Raw genomic sequence first — 19903 nt, forward strand, 5'->3', positions numbered from 1 at the left:
TAGGTTTATTCCACTGTGCTTACGGAGGCCGCAGTACCAGGTGCCGCTGTTCCCAGGCCAACTGTTCAAATTCCCAGGCCAACTGTTCAAAGGAGAACGAATGTCCCGTCCGGTTCCAGCCGTCGATGCCCTTCTCGCCACCTACGGTGCACCGGACGCCTGCGCGGCCGAGCTCCTCTGCGACAGCCACGATCCCAACGCCGTTGCCTTCACCGTGGTTGAAGCCGACCTCTCCGCGGAGGACATTACCTACGGCGAGCTCCGGGAGCGCTCCGAACGTGGCGCGGCGGCCCTCGCGGAGCTGGGGGTTGGTCCCGGAGACGCGGTGGCCACCCTGATGGGAAAGTCGGCGGACCTGGTGGTCATGCTCCTGGCCATTTGGCGGCGTGGGGCGGTCCACGTTCCACTGTTTACAGCCTTTGCTTGGCCGGCCATTGAACTCCGCCTCACGGCCTCCGGCGCAAAGGCTGTGATCACCGACGCCAACCAGCGGGCGAAGATCCAGGAAACCGGGGCCGTCGTCGTAGTCGCCGGTGAAGAAGCCGCCCAGCCGGACCTGGCGCTCACGCCGCTGCTGGCCAGGCAGCAACCCGGGATCGCATCCGAAACCGTGGGAGGGGACGGTGCCCTGGTGCTGATCTTCACGTCCGGGACCACGGGCGCCCCCAAGGGTGTGCCGGTGCCGGTCCGGGCGTTGGCGGCGTTCCGCCAGTACGTCGAACTGGGCCTGGACGTCAGTGAAGAGGATGTCTTCTGGAACGCCGCAGACCCCGGCTGGGCGTACGGCCTCTATTACGGGATCCTGGGCCCCATGGCGGCCGGCCGGCGGAACCTCCTGCTACGCCCCGGTTTCTCCCCGGAACTGAGCTTCAAAGTGCTGGAAGCATTCTCGGTCACCAATTTCGCGGCCGCTCCCACGGTGTACCGCACCATGCGCGCGAAAGCCGACGCCGGAACGGGCCCTTTCCACCTTCGGCGTGCCTCATCCGCAGGCGAACCGCTGACTCCGGAGGTGATCGGCTGGGCCCGGGAGATGCTGGGCGTTCCGGTGCGGGACCACTACGGACAGACCGAACACGGGATGATGATCATCAACGCCTGGCATGACGACGTGCGGACGGAGCTGAGGCCAGGGTCCATGGGCCGGCCGCTGCCGGGGTGGAGCTGCGCGGTCCTCAAGGACAACGCTGACGAACCGGCCCGGCCGGGTGAGCTGGGCCGCGTAGCCGTCAACGTGGCCGCGAGTCCCATGATGTGGTTCAAGGGTTATCAGGACGCGCCGGAGAAGACGGCAGAAAGATTCAATGAGGACGGCACGTGGTACCTGACCGGTGACGCCGGCATGGTGGACGCGGACGGCTACTACTTCTTCTCCTCCCGCGATGACGACGTCATCATCATGGCCGGCTACCGGATTGGCCCGTTCGATGTGGAGAGTGTCCTGTCCACTCATCCGGCGGTCCTGGAAAGCGCCGTGGTGGGGGCGCCGGACGAACTGCGCGGAGAAGTCCTTGAGGCGTATGTTGTCCTGGCGGACGGGACCACCGGCAGCGATGCCCTGGTGGCCGAACTGCAGGCCATGGTCAAGACGCAGTTCGCTGCACACGCCTATCCGCGGCGCATCCACTTCGTGGCGGACCTGCCGAAGACGCCGTCGGGAAAGCTGCAGCGCTACATCCTCAGGCAGCAGCGGGCCGCGGCAGCCGGGAGTTAGCTGAAGTGGGCGCCGGAAAACCTTCGATGTTCCGGCGCCTTTTGCCTCCGGGGCTGTTAGCGTGGAGGCCCAGCCAACGAAGGAGGAGCGATGTCCATCAATTCACCTGACTCACTGCCGGAGGACGAGCCGCAGGAGGCCTCGGCCGGCATCGAAGGATCCGGCAAAGGCAAGGCCGACGGCGGGATTCCCGGCGGCAAGGACGGCGTCGGGATTTCTGACGGCGCCGAGCCCAACACCTTTGAACCCGAAGAAGATCCTGATGCCACCGCGGGGCCGGGCGCTTAACAGCTACCCCCGGTTCCCTCCAGCTACCCCCGGTTCCCTCCGGCTGCCTCAAGGTTCGCTCAAGATTGGCCAAGGTAGCGCGAATCGGAAATATCGCAGGCCTACTGGCCGGTAAGTTTTTCCTGTTTCCACTTTGTTCCCCCGAACAAGGAAGCAAAGGAAGCCCCCGCGCTGGAGCATGACTCGCGCGGGGGCTTCGCCCCATGTGGGGTGGCTTCGTTTAGTTCAGGTCGAAGCGGTCAAGCTCCATGACCTTGGCCCAGGCGCCGACGAAGTCGTTGACGAACTTCTCCTTGGCGTCATCGCTCGCGTACACCTCGGCCAGGGCCCGCAGCTGCGAGTTGGATCCGAAGACCAGGTCCACGGCGGTGGCGGTCCACTTCAGTTCACCGGTGGCGGCGTCGGTGATCTCGTAGACGTTTTCCTCGGATTCGGAGGCCTTCCACTTGGTGCCCGGCGAGAGCAGGTTGACGAAGAAGTCGTTCGTCAGGACCTGCGGCTTGTCCGTCAGCACGCCGTGGCTGGAGCCGCCCACATTGGTGCCCAGGGCACGCATGCCGCCCACCAGCGCCGTCATTTCCGGCGCGGACAGGTCCAGCATGTAGGCCTTGTCCAGCAGGAGGGTTTCCGGCTGGAGCTTCTCCCCGGCTCGCAGGTAGTTGCGGAACCCGTCAGCGCGCGGCTGCAGGTACTGGAAGGATTCGACGTCGGTCTGCTCCTGCGCGGCGTCCGTCCGGCCCGGACGGAACGGCACTGTGACGGGGAACCCGGCGTCGGCTGCTGCCTTCTCCACCGCGGCAGTGCCGCCGAGGACGATCAGGTCCGCGAGCGACACCTTCTTGCCGTTCACCTGCGCGGAGTTGAACTCCTCCTGCACGCGTTCCAGCACCTGCAGCGCGTTGGAGAGCTGCTCGGGCTCGTTGGCTTCCCAGCTGCGCTGCGGCTCCAGCCGGATGCGGGCGCCGTTGGCGCCGCCGCGCTTGTCGGTCTTGCGGTACGTGGCCGCCGACGCCCAGGCGGTGCCGGCGAGCTGCGGGATGGTCAGGCCGGACTCCAGCAGCTTTGCCTTCAGCGAGGCAACGTCCTGCTCGTCGATCAGTTGGTGGTCGACGGCCGGGACCGGGTCCTGCCACAGCTGCGCCTCGGGCACCCAGGGGCCGAGCATGTGCGGGCCAACCGGACCCATGTCGCGGTGCAGCAGCTTGTACCAGGCTTTGGCGAACGCCAGCGCGAACTCGTCCGGGTTGGCCAGGAAGCGGCGGCCGATCTTCTCGTAGGTTGGGTCGAAGCGGAGCGACAGGTCGGTGGTCAGCATCGTGGGGCGGTGCTTCTTGTTGGGGTCGTGGGCGTCCGGGATGATCTCGGGCGCGTCCTTGGCCACCCACTGGTTGGCGCCGCCGGGGCTCTTGACCAGTTCCCACTCGTACTCGAACAGGATCTCCAGGAAGCGGTTGCTCCACTGCGTGGGCTTGTCCGTCCAGGTGACCTCCAGTCCGGAGGTGATGGTGTCGCCGCCCTTGCCGGTGCCGTAATTGCTGAGCCAGCCCAGGCCCTGTGCCTCAAGATCCGCAGCTTCCGGCTCGGGACCCACGTGCGCATCGGCGGGGCCAGCGCCGTGCGTCTTGCCGAACGTGTGGCCGCCGGCAATCAGCGCAAACGTCTCCTCGTCGTTCATCGCCATGCGCTTGAAAGTCTCGCGGATGAACGCAGCAGCGGCCACAGGATCCGGGTTGCCCATGGGGCCTTCGGGGTTGACATAGATGAGGCCCATTTCCGTGGCGCCGACGTCGTCCGCCATCTTGCCCTCGGCGACGTAGCGCTCATCGCCCAGCCAGGCGTCCTCGGGCCCCCAGAAAATCTGCTCGGGCTCCCACACGTCTTCGCGGCCGAAGGCGAATCCGAAGGTCTTGAAGCCCATGGACTCGAGGGCAACGTTGCCCGCGAGGACCAGCAGGTCGGCCCAGGAAACCTTCTGGCCGTACTTCTGCTTCACCGGCCACAGCAGGCGCCGGGCCTTGTCCAGGTTGGCGTTGTCCGGCCAGCTGTTCAGCGGGGCGAACCGCTGGCTGCCGTCGCCCGCGCCGCCGCGGCCGTCGTGGACGCGGTAGGTTCCGGCGGCGTGCCAGCTCAGGCGGATCATCAGGCCGCCGTAGTGGCCGAAGTCCGCCGGCCACCAGTCCTGGGAGGTGGTGAGGACCTGGGTGATGTCCCGCTTGAGGGCCTCGACGTCGAGTTTCTGGAATTCCTCACGGTAGCTGAAGCCGGACCCAAGGGGGTTGCTTTCCTGGCCATGTACGTGGAGCACGGAGAGGTCCAGCTGGTTGGGCCACCAGTCCTGGTTGGTCCGCGGCCGGTGTCCCTTGGGCTGCGGCGAATCGATGGCCGGGTTTTCGCTCTCGCTGCCGTGGGCGGTGGCACTGCCATGGGCCACCGGGCACCCTCCCTCAGCCTTTTGGTCTACGCCCTGTGCGCTTGCGGGCGTGGGAACCGGAGGGTGGTTTTGGCTATCGGTCATGTGCTTCTTCCTTCCGTTGGGCCGAGGCCGCGGTTGGACTCGGGCAGCCGGTCAACCCTCCTATTTGACCACGCACCAGTGACAGCGCAAGTCACGCCTACGCCATGGGTGAAACCCGGCGGTTATGTGACCGGAAGAGGGCCTGCACGTGGTGGGCTCCCGCTGCCTCAGAGTTGGCGCGCGCTTCCGCGGACGATCAGTTCGCAGGGAAAAACCACCTGGCGCGTGGGTTGCCCGGGGGTGATGATCCGTTCAACCATCATCCGGGCTCCTATGCGCGCCATCTCGCGGCTTGGCTGGCGGACGGTGGTGAGGTTGAAGGAATCCCAAGCCGCCATGTCGACGTCGTCGTAACCGATGACCCAGCACCGCTCCGCCGATATCTGGTGGGCGCGCAGGGCGTCCAGGGCGCCGAAAGCCATCAGGTCATTGGCACAGAACACAGCCTGTGGACGGTCGGACCGCGAGAGCAGCCTGTTCATGATCTGCGCCGCGATGTCATGGGAAAACTGGCCGTTGAACCGGAGGTGTTCGGGCACCGGCTGTCCCTGTTCGGCCATCCTGTCCAGGAAGCCCCGCCCACGTTCGCGGGTGGTACTTGCGTTTTCGAAGCCGCCGATGAACGCCACGCGTGTTTTGCCGTTGGCCAGCAGATAGTCAGCGACGGCCGCGCCGCCGTCGGCATTGCTGCTGGTGACCTGGTCGCAGTCCAGGCCTTCCACCACGCGGTTGATGAGGACGATAGGGCTGTTCTTTTCGATGGCTGCCTGCAGCTCGATGGAGTCCTCGGTAGCGGTTGTGAAGATGACGCCGTCCACTGCATGCTCCCTGATGGCCTTCAGTGCGTCCTGGTGGCTGCCGCCGCCGGCGTTCCAGATGACCACCCGGAAACCGGAGGTATCGAGCTCCCGGGTGAGTTCGTCCAGGGCCTCCGAGTAGAAGGGGTTGTTAAGGTCTGCCACCACGACGCCGATGGTGTTCGTGCGCCTGGTTTTCATGGCCTGGGCCCCGGCGTGGGGGACATAGCCCAGGGTCTCCATGGCGGCCTGCACCCGGGCCCTGGTCGCAGCGGACAGCTTGGGAGACGAGGACATGACCCGGGAGACGGTCGCCTGGGAGACTCCAGCCAGTTCTGCGACGTCGCGGCTCGTCACCATGGGTTCTGTCCTCTTTCCTTCTTGGTGGCATTCGTGCGGGTTTTCAGACTAGCCAACAACGGCTGCCGGCACCCTCCGGTGTCCGACGTGATGCCGGGTGCGGAGGGTGCCGGCGGAACCGGTTGGTTAGCGGGATGTTGTGGGATCGTGTTCTGCGCTGAGTCCCTTGCGGAGCCGAACCTGGGGGGCGGTTTCAGGCGACCAGAGAGCGCCAATGATGGTGATGACGGACGTAACCACCATGTAGAGGGCGACGAGCCAGTAGCGGTCAAACTCCGGGCCGATAAGCGCGGTGGCGATCAGCGGGGCGAAGCCACCGGCGAAGACGGCTGCAACCTGCGGGCCGACCGATGCCCCGGAGTAGCGGAGCTTGGGTTCGAAGAGTTCGGTGAAGTACGCCGGTTCCACGGAGTAGCAGAGGTCGCGTCCAACGTTGCAGGTCAGGATCAGGACGAGGAGAACCATGAAGAAGTCTCCGGTCTGGACGGCCCAGAAGAAGGGGAACGCCATCAGGAGCATCGTGGCGGCGCCGGCGATGACGGTGTAGCGGCGGCCCCAGCGGTCTGATACCCAGCCCCAGAACGGGATTGAGAAGACGCCCAGGCCGGCCATGATCATGGTTGCCAGCAGGATGGTGTTCTTCTCCAGCAGGACAGCGGGACCATAGGCGAGCAGGAAGGTTGTGTAGATGTAGTAGTTCGCGTTTTCGGCGAAGCGCATCATGATGACCTTGAGGATGGTCAGCGGCCGGGTCTTGATGACCTTGACCACGGGCATCTTCTCAATCTCACCCTTGCGCTTGATCTCCTCGAACGCGGGGGATTCATCCACCTTGCTGCGAATGTAGAAGGAGAGCACTACCAGCAGGATGGACACGAGGAACGGGATACGCCAGCCCCACGAAATGAAAGCCTCCGGCGAGATCAGGAAGCCCATGACGTAGAAGGCGCCGTTGGCCAGCAGCGTTCCGGCCGGTACGCCAATCTGGGGCCAGGAGCCGAAGAAGCCGCGGCGCTTTGCAGGGGCGAACTCGGTTGCCATGAGCGCGGCCCCGCCCCATTCACCGCCGACGCCGATGCCCTGGACGATGCGCAGGATCACCAGCAGGATGGGGGCGGCCATGCCGATGGTGGCGAAGTTGGGCAGGCAGCCGATCAGGAAGGTGCCGCCGCCCATCAGGCCCAATGTCATCATGAGCATTTTCTTCCGGCCCAGGCGGTCACCGAAGTGGGCAAAGATGAAGCCACCGATGGGGCGGGCCGCGAAGCCGATGGCGTAGGTGCTGAAGGAGAGCAGGATGCCCACGAAGGGGCTGGCGTTCGGGAAGAACTGGCTGTTCAGGATGATGGCGGCGGCGACGCCGTAAACGTAAAAGTCGTACCACTCGATGCAGCTGCCCAGGACTGATGAAACCAGGGCCTTGCGGCGCATCTTCGGATCAATAGCGGGTGGCGCTGCGGTTGTCGTGGGGGTGCTCACTATGAGACTCCTTTGTCTTCGACCGGACAGTGACGGCAGCCACATCAGCTACCTCGTGCCATGGAGTGTATACGTAACCATGACAGCAACACAACGTCTTGCCGCAACGAATGCATACGTATACACTCGTTTTCCATGCAGGCCTGCTGGCCTGGTCCGGGGCGCTCGATAGGTCGCCCATCGATGAAGATGGAAGGTATTGCTCATGACCGTCACCACAGCAACCAGCTCGGCCGTGAACTCCGTGATGTTGAAAGAGCCGGCGCAGAACAGCGTGAACCGGGGCAGCACTCCCGAGGTGCGTGCCACCGTTGAAGGCGTCATCGCGGACATCCGGGAACGCGGCGACGCGGCAGTCCGCGAATACTCCGAGAAGTTCGACAAGTACGCGCCCGAGTCATTCCTGCTCACCAAGGAGCAGCTGGAGGAGATCCTGGCCCGCGTTCCCGAACAGACCATTGAGGACATCAAGTTTGTCCAGGAGCAGGTCCGGGTCATGGCGCAGAAGCAGCGCGAGTCACTGACCGACTTCGAAATTGAAACCCTGCCGGGCGTATTCCTTGGCCAGAAGAACGTTCCCGTCCAGGCTGCCGGCGCTTACATTCCCGGCGGAAAGTACCCGCTGCTGGCCAGTGCGCACATGACCATCATTACTGCCAAGGTGGCCGGCGTTGAACGCGTGGCTGCCTGCACCCCGCTGATCCAGGGTGAGGTCCCCGACGCCACGGTCGCCGCCATGTACCTGGCCGGCGCCGATGAGATCTACCTGCTCGGCGGCATCCAGGCGGTGGCGGCCCTCGCCATCGGCACGGAGACCATCAAGCCGGTCAACATGCTGGCCGGGCCCGGCAACGCCTTCGTCGCCGAAGCCAAGCGCCAGCTCTTCGGCGAAGTCGGCATCGACCTTTTCGCCGGACCCACCGAAGTCCTGGTTGTCGCCGACGAGCACGCGGATCCGTTCATCGTCGCCGTCGACCTTCTCTCCCAGGCCGAACACGGCCCCGACTCACCCGCAGTCCTGATCACCACCAGCGAAGAGCTGGGCCGGAAGGTCATTGAGCACATCGACACGATCCTCGTGGACATGCCGACGCGCGACTACGCAGGTGCCGCATGGCGCGCCTGGGGTGCCGTCCACGTCGTGGAATCCCTTGACGACGCCTACGTCCTGGCGGACGAGTACGCCTACGAGCACGTACAGATCCTCACCGAGAACCCGCGTGAAGCTCTGGAGAAGATGCACGACTACGGGGCGCTGTTCCTGGGCGAAGGAACCTGCGTCTCCTACGGCGACAAGGTCATCGGCACCAACCACGTGCTGCCCACCCGCGGCGCCGCACGCTACACGGGCGGCCTCTGGGTCGGTAAGTACCTGCGCACCGTCACCTACCAGGAAGTGACCAACACCGAATCCAGCGCCTTCTTCGGCGAACTCTGCGGACGTGCCGCCAGGGTGGAACGGTTCGAGGGACATGCACGGTCCGGCGACGTCCGTGCGGCAAAGTACCGCGGCACCACCCTGCCCTGGTCCGACCACACCTTCGACAACTAGGAAGACCCGGTGCCCGATTTCCGCCTGGACGGCAAGAAAGCACTGGTTACCGGAGCAGCCCGCGGACTCGGCAAGGCCATCGCCGATGGCCTTGCCGAGTCCGGCGCGACTGTCTACGGAACCAGCCGTGACGCCGAAAGCGCACGCCTCATCAGTGAACGCTACGGGACTCCCGCCTTTCCCGTTGACGTCACGGAACCCGCGCAAATCCTCGAATTCGCCGGCGACCTCATGGAGGAAAGCGGTGGCATCGACCTGCTGGTCAACAACGCCGGCGTCAACGTACCCAAACCTGCCCTCGAGCTGACAACGGACGACTGGGACACGGTCTTTGACACCAACCTCAAAGGCAGCTTCTTCCTGACCACCGCACTGGCCCGGCACTGGATCGACAACGGAACCCGAGGGGCCATCGTCAATGTCGCGTCGCAGGCGGGGATCGTCGGAATCGAGGAACGGGCTGCCTATGGCACCAGCAAGGCCGGCCTGATCCACCTCACCAAGATCCTTGCCCTGGAATGGGCGCAGGCCGGAATCCGCGTCAATGCCATTGCGCCCACGTTTGTGCGCACGGAGCTGACCGCGTCCACTCTCAGCCGGCCCGACTGGGCGGCCGAGCTGTTGTCCAGGATCCCTATCGGCCGCTTCGGCGAACCGGAGGACATCGCCGGGGCCGTGGCATTTCTCCTGAGCGATGCCGCCGCACTGATCACGGGCCACACCATGGCCATCGACGGCGGCTACACCATCCGCTGACCGGGCGGTTCCACGTTCCGCCGCCCGGCACATACTTCCGAGGAGTACGTTCATGACCACCAGAGACACCATTTCAACCACCGCCGTCGTCGGGTCCGGCTACATGGGCGGCGGAATAGCGCAGGTGCTCGCTTTTCATGGCTACAGCGTCATGCTGGGCGATATCGACGGCGAAACTGCAGAAAGTGCCCGCGTCCGGCTTGTGCAGCAGGCCCGGGAGTTTGAGGCCAACGGGCTCCTGGCCGAGGGGGCCTCGGAGATCATCGAGGGGAACCTCGTTGCGGCCGCGAGCATCGAGGAGGCGGTAGCGGCGGCCGATTACATCGCTGAGGCAGTACCGGAAAAGCCGGAGATCAAAGCCACGACCCTTCGGAGGGTCTCGGCCGCCGCGCCACCTCATGCGATCATCGGAACGAACACCTCCGCCATCCCCATCAGTGATTTGGCCGCTTCAGTGACCGGCCCCGAGCGGTTCCTGGGCGTCCACTGGATGAATCCAGCCCCGTTCATTCCCGGCGTCGAACTCATCCCGGGCCAGGACACGGACCCTGCTGTCCTCGACCGCGCCGAAGAGCTCATCCGCAGCCTGGGCAAGGCGCCAGCCAGGGTGGCGGACACACCGGGGTTTGTCGCGAACCGGCTTCAGTTCGCGTTGTACAAGGAGGCGGCCCGGATCGTCGAAGAAGGCGTCGCTGCGCCAGACCAGATCGATGCCGTGGTGAGCAACACGTTCGGATTCCGCCTGGCCTTGTTCGGCCCCTTCGCCATCGGCGACATGGCAGGACTGGACGTGTACGAGTCCGCATACCGCACCCTTGAAAAGGCATACGGTGAACGGTTCGCCGCCCCGGAGGCCCTCGTCGAGACCGTCAAGGAAGGCAATATCGGGCTGAAGAGCGGACGCGGTTTCCTCGACATCGACCCCGCCGAAAAGACCGCCCTCCTGGCCTACCGGGACGACGCCTACGCCCGCCTGTCCCAGCTGCGCGCGGAACTGGGACAGGCGCCGGGGCTGTAGCTGCAGCTGCCCTCCTACGCCGCCAGCGAACCTTCAGTTTTCCCTGAGAGAGCGCCGCTTAATCCCCAGCTCCCGGACGTACACTGACCTTCGCACAGGTTTTGTGGACACCCCGTCATGTTGGAGCCGCCCATGCTCTGGAAGCTGCTTGTCGAATACCTGCGGCCGCACCGCTCGCTGCTGGTCGCCGTCGTCATTTTCCAGCTGGCGCAGTCCATAGCGTCGCTGTACCTGCCGACCCTGAACGCAGACATCATCGACCAGGGCGTAGCCCGGGGCGACACCGGCTACATCCTGTCCACCGGCAGCGTCATGCTGGTGATCACGCTGGCCCAAATCGCTTGTGCGGTCATCGCCGTGTACTTCGGGGCGAAGGCGGCCATGGGGCTGGGGCGGGACCTGCGCGGCGCCATCTTTGAACGGGTAGGCGAATTCTCGGAGCAGGAAGTCACCCGCTTCGGCGCGCCCAGCCTGATCACCCGTTCCACCAACGACGTCCAGCAGGTCCAGCAGCTGGTGCTGATGTCCGCCACGCTGATGGTGGCCGCGCCCATGCTCAGCATCGGCGGCGTGATCATGGCCATCCGGCAGGACGCCCAGCTGTCGTGGCTCATTGCCGTGTGCGTCCCGGTGCTGCTGGTCGCCGTCGGCCTCATTGTGACGCGGATGGTGCCGCTGTTCCGCAAGATGCAGGCCCGGATCGACACCGTGAACCGCGTGCTGCGCGAGCAGCTCACGGGCATCCGGGTGGTGCGCGCGTTTGTGCGGGAGGACATGGAAACGGAGCGGTTCGCCGGGGCCAACCGGGATGTCACGGATGTTGCCCTGCGCGCGGGCCGCCTGATGGCGCTCATGTTCCCCACGGTCATGCTGATCCTGAACGTCTCGAGCGTTGCCGTGATCTGGTTCGGCGCGTTCCGGATCGAGGACGGTTCCATGCAGGTGGGCACCCTGATCGCGTTCCTGAGCTACCTGATGCAGATCCTGATGTCCGTCATGATGGCCACGTTCATGGCGGTGATGATCCCGCGCGCGTCGGTGTCCGCGGACCGGATCGGCGAGGTGCTGGGCACCAGTTCCAGCGTGGTGCCGCCGGCTAACCCGGTCAGCAGCGCGGTAAGGCGCGGCGAGCTTGAAATGCGCGACGTCGGATTCGCCTACCCGGGTGCCGAGCATCCGGTCCTGGCCGGCATCAGCTTCACCGCCCGCGCGGGCGGGACGACGGCGATCATCGGCAGCACCGGCTCGGGCAAGACCACGCTGGTGAACCTGATGCCCCGGCTCTTCGACGTCACCTCCGGCGCCGTCCTGATGGACGGCGTGGACGTCAGGGACCTGGACCCGGACCTGCTGTGGGGGCACATCGGCCTGGTGCCACAGAAGCCCTACCTGTTCTCCGGCACCGTTCGCAGCAACCTGCTCTACGGCAACCCGGACGCCACGGAGGAGGAGCTCTGGACCGCGCTCGAGATCGCGCAGGCCCGGGACTTCGTGGAGCGGATGGAGGAGGGGCTGGACGCGTCCATCTCGCAGGGCGGCACCAACGTCTCCGGCGGGCAGCGGCAGCGGCTGGCCATCGCCCGGGCCCTGGTCAAGAGGCCCGAGCTATACATCTTTGACGATTCCTTCTCCTCGCTGGATACGGGCACGGACGCCCGGCTGCGGCAGGCACTCAAGCGCAACATCGCGGGCGCCACCCTGGTGGTCATCGCACAGCGCGTGTCCAGCATCGTGGACGCGGACCAGATTTTGGTGCTCGACGACGGCAGGATCGTGGCGCACGGAACGCACCATGAGCTGCTGGAGACGTCCGAGACGTACCGGGAGATTGTTTCGTCCCAGCTGGCGGCGGAGGAGACGGTATGAGCGCACATCGCCCGGGGCCCCCTCCCGCACGCGGCACCAAAGCCGCGCCCGCCTCCGCAGGCGGGCAGGCCGCCGTCGTACGCATCCCCCGTCCCGCCGGCGGACCGGGGAGGGGTGGGCCCTTTGCGGGGATGAACGTGCCGGCGGAGAAAGCGATGAACTTCGGCGCGTCCGCCAAACGGCTGCTCGGGACGCTGCGCCCGGAGCGGTTCTGGCTGGTGCTGGTGCTGCTCATGGCCGTTGCCGGCGTGGTGCTGCAGGTGATCGGGCCGCGGCTGCTGGGCGAGGGCACCAACCTGATTTTCGCCGGCGTGGTGTCCAAGCAGCTGCCGCCGGGGATGACGCAGGCGCAGCTGATTGCGATGCTGCGGGCGTCGGGGGAGAACCAGAAGGCGGACATGCTCAGCGCGATGACGCTGACGCCGGGTGCGGGGATCGACTTCGGGGCGCTGGCCGGCGTGCTGACGTGGGCGCTGGTGCTGTATGTGCTGGGCTCGGCGTTCATGTGGGGGACCGCATATGTGCTGAACGGCGTGGTGCAGCGGACGGTGTTCGGGCTGCGCGAGCAGATTGAAGCGAAGATCAACCGGCTGCCGCTGCGGTACTTCGACACGATCCAGCGCGGCGAGCTGCTCAGCCGCGTGACCAACGATGTGGACAACATTTCGCAGAGCCTGCAGCAGTCCATCAGCCAGGCGGTGACGTCGGTGCTGTCCGTACTGGGCGTGCTGGTGATGATGTTCATCCTGTCGCCCACGCTGGCGCTGATCGCGCTGGTGACCATTCCGCTGACGCTGGGCATCACCACCCTGATCGCCAAGCGCTCGCAGAAGCTTTTCGTGCAGCAGTGGAAGAACACCGGTGAGCTGAACGGGCAGATCGAGGAGACATACACCGGGCATGCGCTGGTGAAGGTGTTCGGCAGGCAGCGCGAGGTGGGGGAGCGGTTCCGGCGGAAGAACGCGGAGCTGTATGAGGCGAGCTTCGGGGCCCAGTTCATTTCCGGGCTGATCATGCCGGCCATGACGTTCATCGGGAACCTGGTGTACGTGGGCATTGCCGTGGTGGGCGGCCTGCAGGTGGCGTCCGGCGCGATGCAGCTGGGCGATGTGCAGGCGTTCATCCAGTACTCGAGGCAGTTCACGCAGCCGCTGGCGCAGCTGGGGTCGATGGCGAACCTGCTGCAGTCCGGGGTTGCGTCCGCCGAGCGGGTGTTCGAGCTGCTGGACACGGAGGAGCAGACTGCGGATCCTACTGGTTCTTCGCTGCAGAGTCCGGACGGTGCTTCACGGGGGCGGCTGGTGTTTGAATCCGTTTCCTTCTCGTATTCGCCGGACAAGCCGCTGATTTCTGACCTGTCTTTGGTGGCGGAGCCGGGGCAAACGGTGGCGATTGTCGGCCCGACAGGGGCCGGCAAGACGACGCTGGTGAACCTGATGATGCGCTTCTACGAGCTGGACGCCGGGCGGATCACGCTGGACGGCGTGGACATCACCAACATGACACGGCACGACCTGCGCTCGCGGATGGGCATGGTGCTGCAGGATACGTGGCTGTTCGGCGGAACCATTCGGGACAACATCGCGTACGGGCGGCCTACTGCGTCTTCTTCCGAGGTACTGGAGGCAGCCCAGGCCACGTATGTGGACCGGTTCGTAAAGTCCCTGCCGGAGGGCTACGACACGGTGCTGGACGATGAAGGGTCCAACGTGTCCGCGGGTGAGAAGCAGCTGCTGACGATTGCCCGGGCGTTCCTGGCGCAGCCCTCTGTGCTGATTCTGGATGAGGCGACGTCCTCCGTGGACACCCGCACCGAGGTTCTGGTGCAGAAGGCCATGAGTGCTTTGAGGAGCGACCGCACGTCGTTCGTGATCGCGCACCGCCTGTCCACGATCCGCGACGCCGACCTCATCCTGGTGATGGAGAACGGGCAGATCGTGGAGCAGGGGACGCACGCTTCACTGCTGGCCGCCGGCGGGGCCTACGCGCGGCTGTACGAGGCCCAGTTCGCTGCGCCGGTGGCGGAGGTTTAGACCGGCATTGGAAACGACGCAAGCTCCTTGGAAGGAGACGACGAGACGATCGAGGTCGGTTGGCGCGGCAGTCAGAGGTAGCTCTTCACGGTCGCTCGGAGCGCTTCGGTGTGCTCATAGATCTCCTCTAGCGAGTTGATGGGCACGCGAGTCTCTTCCTTGCTGTCATTGAAGATTCCAAGGTACTTCTGCGTCCGGTTGAAGTGGAGACGGGCAATGGGCTTGCGGTTGTTGTCGTCGAGCAGCACCGCAAAGTAGGACTTCGCGTCACGCTGCGCCACACGGACTGGCTTGACCTCGCTGCAGACAATTGCCCTCACAATTTGGTAGCCCTCGATTTCCTCAAGTGTTGTCTCCAACGCATCGGCTTCAGCGAGATCTGCTTCGGCAACGGGCGTGCTGGTGACCGCGGCCGGAACTGTTGTGTCTTCAGTTTGCGGGAAGCCGGGGTTGCCCAAAGCCTTCTTCAGCCGCTCGTTCACCTGGTCATTGAGGAATTGCTTGGTGGCCTTCCCGACCAGTGTTGTGAACTGCTCCCGAATCTTTTGCGTATAGGGTCCCGAGTAAACTCTCGCCGTCAGGAACTTGACCCATTCATCCTCGGGTTCCTTGAACTGTGCAGCCAGCGTTCGTTTCAGCTCGCCGATGTATTTCAGTTCACCGGCCGCGCTGATGATCGAGTCCAGGTCGAAGACGTCCTTGGAGAGTTTCTGGAGTTCCGGGATAAGCGATTGGTCGATGTCGTTCAAATCAAGCACGAGGAATGGTTTCGCATCCATTCGGTTAGGTGCGTCTAGATCCGTGAAGAACTGGTAGACCTCTCCGTTGGTGAGAATGGCGATCCGGGCATTGGTGACGGCAAAGTACCGGAAAAGCTGCGATGCGTGCTCGATCTTCACTGGCTCTGTGGACTTCTTGCACTCGATCAGAATCTGGACTTCGCCGTCCTTAACGATCGCGTAGTCGATCTTCTCGCCCTTCTTGAGCCCAACGTCGGCGATGAACTCGGGGACAACCTCCAAAGGATTGAATACGTCATAGCCGAGAATCGTCGAGATGAAGGGCATCACGAAGGCGTTCTTCGTTGCCTCTTCCGTTTGAATTACACCCCGCTGTTGACGCACCTTTGCCGCCAGCGCTGAAAGCTTTTCTGCAAATTCCATGTCTTACCCCCAGTAAGGCCCTTACCCGGACACAGCTTCGTGTCCGGCGGCAGTTCGAGCTGATGAAGCAAAACCTACATCCGATCGGCGACATTTACACGCAACCGCTTGATGGCTACCGTCATGCTGGAGACTTCCTCAACGATAACCAGCCAGGCAGACCGGGGGAATTGAACCCCCGTGCGCCTAAACGAATGTGGACGACTCGGCTCCCACCCGCCGTCGTCCGTTCGCTGCGAGTCGCCCAACAGGCAGCTGTATCTCACTCAGGGCCATAATCGCGAGGCGAACTTCGCGATCATCTCGTCTATGACTCAGCGACCGGGCCTCACTTCGCTTCAGTCAGGTCGGCCAGCATTTTCATAGCCGGCGGACGATGCCCAAGCCGCGAGAGATGGGGATTAGCCTCCTCCGGCAAACGAAAACGGGCGACGGCGGGGATCTCCCGCCGTCGCCCGCTCCGTTGACTTAGAGCGCGTCGGCCTCCGCATTGAGGTCCCGGCCCCTGGTTTCGGGGGCGAAGAACCCTGCCGCGAGACCGATCGCAGCGTAGGCCATGAGGATCCCGGCTACCGGGATCCAGCCAGGCCCGGTCGCAGCAACGACGCTGGCTGCAATGATGGGGCCGAGACCGCCGGACAGGACGGCGCCGATTTCCTTGACCGTGGTCATGAAGGAAAAGCGGCGTTTGGACCCGAACATTTCCACCAACCAGGTTGACTCCACGCCATACAAATTCGGCAGTGGGCCGCCAACGAAGATGACGAAGACCAGGGCCACCAGCACAGGGTTACGCGTTTCGATCATCAGCATGGCGGGAATCGTGAAGGCGAACTGGAACCCGGAGAGCCAGAGCCAGACCTTGCGGCGTCCGAATCGGTCAGTGAGCTTCCCGGTCAGCAAGACTGTGACCACGCCCAGCACGGAGCCGAGTGTTACACCGGTGGTGACGAGGTTTGCGTCCATTTTCACCACCGACACCGTCCAGCCGATAAGGAAGCCCTTGACGAGGTAGACCGAGCCGTTTTCTCCGAGTTTGATACCCAGTGAGACGAGGAAGGCCTTCTTGGAGTCTGCAGCGTCACGCCAGATGCTTTGTTGCCGGGACTCAAGGCGCGCCGCGGCACGCCGCGCCTTGACTGCCTCGAAAACCGGTGATTCGCTCACGCTGCGACGAAGGTAGAGCGCCACGAGGGTGGTAACGACGCTGAGCAGGAAGGGAATACGCCATCCCCAGGTAAGGAACTCGTCCTTGGGCATCTGCGAGAGCAGCAGCCACAGTCCGCTGGCCAGCAGCACGCCGGTCGCAGTTCCCAGTGCCACTACGGCGCCGTAAAAGCCGCGCTTACCGGAAGGAGCGGATTCCACCAGCAGCAGCGAGGCCCCGGATAGCTCCGCGCCCGCGCCGAAGCCCTGGATAAGCCGCAGGAGCACCAGGAGGATTGGGGCCGCGACCCCGATCTGGGCAAATGTAGGCAACAGACCCATTCCCAAGGTGGCGATACCCATCATCCCCACGGTGATGACCAGGACGGATTTCCGCCCATACTTGTCCCCAAGGTAGCCGAAGTAGATCCCGCCCAAGGGCCGGACGAGAAACCCGGAACCGAACGCGGCAAAGCTCGCCATTAATGCCATCGCCGGGTCCGTATTGGGGAAGAAGAGCGGCCCGAAGACCAGTGCTGCCGCCAGGGTGTAGAGCGTAAAGTCCATGTATTCCAGGGCGGAACCAAGGAACGACGAAATGGAGGTGCGGCGCAGTTCAGCCGGCGTTACCTGCAGCTCCGATGCCAGGCCCTGCGGGTCGGCTTCGGCGTATGTGAGATTGGGGTTTTCTGTGCTCATGGAGTTTCTCCCTCGGGAAGAGCCTGTCGGCAGGCCGGGACGCAAACGTCGTTGTTCGGATGGTGGTGCAAGGTCTTTAAGGGCAGTTCAGTTCGGGAGCAGGGAGACAGTCTCCGCTATGCAGGCAGGCTTTTGCGAGCCTTCCAGTTCGATCAGGTGATTGAACTGCAGCTGCCGCCCATTGGCTGTCTCGCTCACCGAGGCCAGCGTCAGCCGGTCCCTGATGCGTGAGTTAACTCTGGCCGGCGCCGGGAACCTTACCTTGTTCAGACCGTAATTGATGATCATCGCGGCCCCGTCGACCCGGTATACCTGGCCGGCCAGGTATGGCAGCAGCGACAAGCTGAGGTAGCCGTGGGCGACAGTGGCCCCGAAGGGGCCGCCTGCTGCCCGCTCCGGGTCCGTGTGTATCCACTGTTGGTCCAGGGTGGCGTCGGCGAAAGCCTGGATTTGGAATTGGTCCAGGGTATGCCATCCACTCACCCCGATTTCCTGGCCAGCCATACTGGCCAACTCGGCGGCGTCCTTGAACAGTCTCATCTAAACCCTCTCCAGCAGCATGGCGACGCCCTGGCCCAGGCCCACGCACATGGTGGCCAGGCCGCGGTTGGCGTCTTCGCGTTCCATCCGCCCCAGCAGCGTGACCACGATCCGGGCTCCGGAGGAGCCCAGGGGATGGCCCAGGGCGATCGCACCGCCGTCCTTGTTGACGGTTCCCGCATCCATTCCGAGCAGCCGCATGCAAGCCAGTGCCTGCGCTGCGAACGCCTCGTTGAGTTCGACGGCGCCCACCTCGGCCAGGTCCCAGCGCGCCTTGGCCAGGGCCTTTTGCGTCGCAGGCACCGGGCCGATGCCCATGACGTCCGGAGCGACACCGGCCGCTTGGCTGGACACGATGCGGGCCCGGGGCGTGAGCCCGTAGCGCTCCACGGCCTCGCCGCTGGCGACCAATACAGCTGATGCGCCGTCGTTGAGGGAACTGGAGTTGCCGGCGGTGACCACTCCGCGGGGCGCCACGATCGGCCGGAGGGCGGCCAGGGCATCAGCGGTTGACCCGCGCCTGGGTCCCTCATCGGTGTCCACCAGCGAGCCTTCGCCCCGCCTGCCCGTGACCGGAACCGGGACTATCTCGTCGCTGAAACGGCCGGCGTCGATCGCCGCCACAGCCAGGTTGTGCGAGCGCAGTGCAAAGCTGTCCGCGTCGGCACGGGAAATCCCCTCCCGCTTAGCTACCTCTTCTGCCGTTTCGGGCATGGAAAACAGTGCCCCCGGCTCCATCCGCGGGTTAACAAACCGCGCACCGATTGAGGTGTCCGAGAGTTCACCCGGTTTGGAGTAGGGCTTCTCCGGTTTTGCCATCACCCACGGCGCGCGGGTCATGGACTCCACGCCGCCGGCCACCACAAGGTCGGCGTCACCGTTGCGCACCGCCTGCGCCGCCATGCTGATGGCCGTTAGCCCTGAGGCGCAGAGCCGGTTGACGGTCACGGCCGGTACGGCGTGCGGGAACCCGGCCAGCAGTGCGGCCATCCGGGCAACGTTACGGTTGTCCTCACCGGCCTGGTTAACACAGCCAAAGATGACCTCGTCAACGGTGGCAGGATCGACGCCGGCCCTGCCCACCGCGGCCTGCAGCACAAGCGCGGCCATGTCGTCGGGACGGACAGTGGCGAGCACACCGCCATGACGGCCCACCGGGGTGCGCACGCCCCCGACGAGGAATGCCTCGGGCATCAGCGGGCCCCGCCGTTGATGTAAAGGGTCTGGCCGGAGATGTAAGAGGAGTCCTCACAGGCGAAGAAAGCCACGGCCGCAGCCACTTCCTCCGGCTGGCCTACACGTCCCAGTGGGGTTCGCTCAGCCACCGCCTGCTGGTGCTCGGCCGGACTGGCCCCTACACGCTTGGCCGTGGCGGCGGTCATCGAGGTGGCGATATAACCCGGTGCCACGGCGTTGACCGTGATGTTGAACGGACCAAGTTCGATGGCGAGCGTCGCGGTCAGGCCCTGGATACCGGCCTTTGCAGCCGCGTAGTTGGCCTGGCCACGGTTGCCCAATGCGCTGCGGCTGCTGAGCGAGACGATCTTGCCGTACTTGGCCGGAACCATGTAGCGCTGGGCAGCGCGGGTGCAGAGGTACGCGCTGGTGAGGTTGGTGGCCAGGACCGCGTCCCAGTCCGGCCGCTCCATCTTAAAGAACATGTTGTCGCGGGTGATGCCGGCGTTGTTGACCAGGATGTCCAGCCGGCCGAACTCCCGGTGGATGTCATCGAATACCCGGTCTACGGCTGCCTCATCCGTGACGTCGCAGCAGGCGGCAACGGCCTTTCCGCCCGCCGCCACGACGTCCTTGTGGTCCGAGATACGCTGTGCGGTGTCCTTGGCGCGGTCCTCGTTGAGGTCCAGGACGGCGACAGTGGCGCCGCCACTGGCCAGTTTCAGCGCGGTGGCTGCGCCGATCCCCTGCGCCCCTCCAGTGACTACTGCCACCCGGTTGGTGAAATTGCTCATGACATTT

Annotated in this window: 15 protein-coding genes; 7 read left to right on the plus strand and 8 right to left on the minus strand. The window is 64.7% G+C overall.

Going from position 1 to position 19903, the window contains the following annotated elements; all coding sequences use genetic code 11:
• Positions 1-100 precede the first annotated feature (100 nt).
• Entirely contained in the window at positions 101-1714 is a 1614-nt protein-coding gene (locus AC3IMC_RS01430; protein ID WP_490916645.1) for an AMP-binding protein, read from the plus strand.
• A gap of 90 nt (positions 1715-1804) precedes the next feature.
• The gene (locus AC3IMC_RS01435) at positions 1805-2002 is read left to right on the plus strand and encodes a hypothetical protein (RefSeq protein ID WP_490916646.1); all 198 of its coding nucleotides are present in this window, start codon (positions 1805-1807) and stop codon (positions 2000-2002) included.
• Positions 2003-2222: 220 nt separating this feature from the next.
• On the opposite strand, the gene katG is transcribed toward AC3IMC_RS01435, so the two are convergent.
• The 3 genes from katG to AC3IMC_RS01450 form a co-directional block, all read right to left on the minus strand.
• The gene (katG, locus tag AC3IMC_RS01440) at positions 2223-4517 is read right to left on the minus strand and encodes a catalase/peroxidase HPI (RefSeq protein WP_490916647.1); all 2295 of its coding nucleotides are present in this window, start codon (positions 4515-4517) and stop codon (positions 2223-2225) included.
• Positions 4518-4684: 167 nt separating this feature from the next.
• Positions 4685-5674: a LacI family DNA-binding transcriptional regulator gene (locus tag AC3IMC_RS01445; RefSeq protein ID WP_490916648.1), complete on the minus strand. Its 990-nt coding sequence runs from the start codon at positions 5672-5674 to the stop codon at positions 4685-4687.
• 126 nt (positions 5675-5800) lie between these two features.
• Entirely contained in the window at positions 5801-7153 is a 1353-nt protein-coding gene (locus tag AC3IMC_RS01450) for an MFS transporter (protein ID WP_490916649.1), read from the minus strand.
• 205 nt (positions 7154-7358) lie between these two features.
• Here AC3IMC_RS01450 and hisD point away from each other — a divergent pair, with 205 nt between their 5' ends.
• The 5 genes from hisD (at position 7359) to AC3IMC_RS01475 (ending at position 14378) form a co-directional block, all read left to right on the plus strand.
• Positions 7359-8705 carry a histidinol dehydrogenase gene (gene hisD / locus AC3IMC_RS01455; protein WP_490916651.1) on the plus strand — a complete coding sequence of 449 codons (1347 nt, stop codon included), beginning with the start codon at positions 7359-7361 and terminating at the stop codon, positions 8703-8705.
• 9 nt (positions 8706-8714) lie between these two features.
• Complete coding sequence (locus AC3IMC_RS01460) at positions 8715-9461, plus strand: SDR family NAD(P)-dependent oxidoreductase (RefSeq protein WP_490916652.1); 747 nt, start codon at positions 8715-8717, stop codon at positions 9459-9461.
• A gap of 52 nt (positions 9462-9513) precedes the next feature.
• A complete protein-coding gene (locus AC3IMC_RS01465) occupies positions 9514-10479 on the plus strand; it encodes a 3-hydroxyacyl-CoA dehydrogenase family protein (protein WP_490916653.1) in 966 nt (321 codons plus the stop codon).
• Between the two features lie 132 nt (positions 10480-10611).
• Positions 10612-12345 carry an ABC transporter ATP-binding protein gene (locus AC3IMC_RS01470; RefSeq protein WP_490916654.1) on the plus strand — a complete coding sequence of 578 codons (1734 nt, stop codon included), beginning with the start codon at positions 10612-10614 and terminating at the stop codon, positions 12343-12345.
• Positions 12342-14378: an ABC transporter ATP-binding protein gene (locus AC3IMC_RS01475; protein ID WP_490916655.1), complete on the plus strand. Its 2037-nt coding sequence runs from the start codon at positions 12342-12344 to the stop codon at positions 14376-14378. Before AC3IMC_RS01470 ends, AC3IMC_RS01475 begins: the two co-directional genes overlap by 4 nt.
• A gap of 71 nt (positions 14379-14449) precedes the next feature.
• Here the strand turns inward: AC3IMC_RS01475 and AC3IMC_RS01480 are convergent, their stop codons facing one another.
• The 5 genes from AC3IMC_RS01480 to fabG all read right to left on the minus strand — a co-directional run bounded on the left by AC3IMC_RS01480 (position 14450) and on the right by fabG (position 19896).
• Positions 14450-15541 (minus strand): type I restriction endonuclease, encoded by a 1092-nt coding sequence (locus AC3IMC_RS01480; RefSeq protein ID WP_490916656.1) that lies wholly within the window; start codon positions 15539-15541, stop codon positions 14450-14452.
• Positions 15542-16009: 468 nt separating this feature from the next.
• Positions 16010-17386: an MFS transporter gene (locus tag AC3IMC_RS01485; RefSeq protein WP_490916657.1), complete on the minus strand. Its 1377-nt coding sequence runs from the start codon at positions 17384-17386 to the stop codon at positions 16010-16012.
• An 87-nt stretch (positions 17387-17473) separates the two neighbouring features.
• Complete coding sequence (locus AC3IMC_RS01490; RefSeq protein ID WP_490916658.1) at positions 17474-17926, minus strand: MaoC family dehydratase; 453 nt, start codon at positions 17924-17926, stop codon at positions 17474-17476.
• Positions 17927-19120, minus strand: a complete 1194-nt coding sequence (locus AC3IMC_RS01495; RefSeq protein ID WP_490916659.1) for a thiolase family protein — start codon at positions 19118-19120, stop codon at positions 17927-17929.
• On the minus strand, positions 19120-19896 hold the full coding sequence (fabG, locus tag AC3IMC_RS01500; RefSeq protein ID WP_490916660.1) for a 3-oxoacyl-ACP reductase FabG: 777 nt from the start codon (positions 19894-19896) through the stop codon (positions 19120-19122). Before fabG ends, AC3IMC_RS01495 begins: the two co-directional genes overlap by 1 nt.
• Between the last annotated feature and the right edge of the window lie 7 nt (positions 19897-19903).

This window comes from Arthrobacter sp. E70 (assembly GCF_058266945.1).

Bases quoted from the DNA above. Each gene is read 5' to 3' on its own strand.
- AC3IMC_RS01430 (WP_490916645.1), top strand. From the start codon at position 101: ATGTCCCGTCCGGTTCCAGCCGTCGATGCCCTTCTCGCCACCTACGGT.
- AC3IMC_RS01435 (WP_490916646.1), top strand. From the start codon at position 1,805: ATGTCCATCAATTCACCTGACTCACTGCCGGAGGACGAGCCGCAGGAG.
- katG (WP_490916647.1), bottom strand. From the start codon at position 4,517: ATGACCGATAGCCAAAACCACCCTCCGGTTCCCACGCCCGCAAGCGCA.
- AC3IMC_RS01445 (WP_490916648.1), bottom strand. From the start codon at position 5,674: ATGGTGACGAGCCGCGACGTCGCAGAACTGGCTGGAGTCTCCCAGGCG.
- hisD (WP_490916651.1), top strand. From the start codon at position 7,359: ATGACCGTCACCACAGCAACCAGCTCGGCCGTGAACTCCGTGATGTTG.
- AC3IMC_RS01465 (WP_490916653.1), top strand. From the start codon at position 9,514: ATGACCACCAGAGACACCATTTCAACCACCGCCGTCGTCGGGTCCGGC.
- AC3IMC_RS01470 (WP_490916654.1), top strand. From the start codon at position 10,612: ATGCTCTGGAAGCTGCTTGTCGAATACCTGCGGCCGCACCGCTCGCTG.
- AC3IMC_RS01475 (WP_490916655.1), top strand. From the start codon at position 12,342: ATGAGCGCACATCGCCCGGGGCCCCCTCCCGCACGCGGCACCAAAGCC.
- AC3IMC_RS01480 (WP_490916656.1), bottom strand. From the start codon at position 15,541: ATGGAATTTGCAGAAAAGCTTTCAGCGCTGGCGGCAAAGGTGCGTCAA.
- AC3IMC_RS01485 (WP_490916657.1), bottom strand. From the start codon at position 17,386: ATGAGCACAGAAAACCCCAATCTCACATACGCCGAAGCCGACCCGCAG.
- AC3IMC_RS01490 (WP_490916658.1), bottom strand. From the start codon at position 17,926: ATGAGACTGTTCAAGGACGCCGCCGAGTTGGCCAGTATGGCTGGCCAG.
- AC3IMC_RS01495 (WP_490916659.1), bottom strand. From the start codon at position 19,120: ATGCCCGAGGCATTCCTCGTCGGGGGCGTGCGCACCCCGGTGGGCCGT.
- fabG (WP_490916660.1), bottom strand. From the start codon at position 19,896: ATGAGCAATTTCACCAACCGGGTGGCAGTAGTCACTGGAGGGGCGCAG.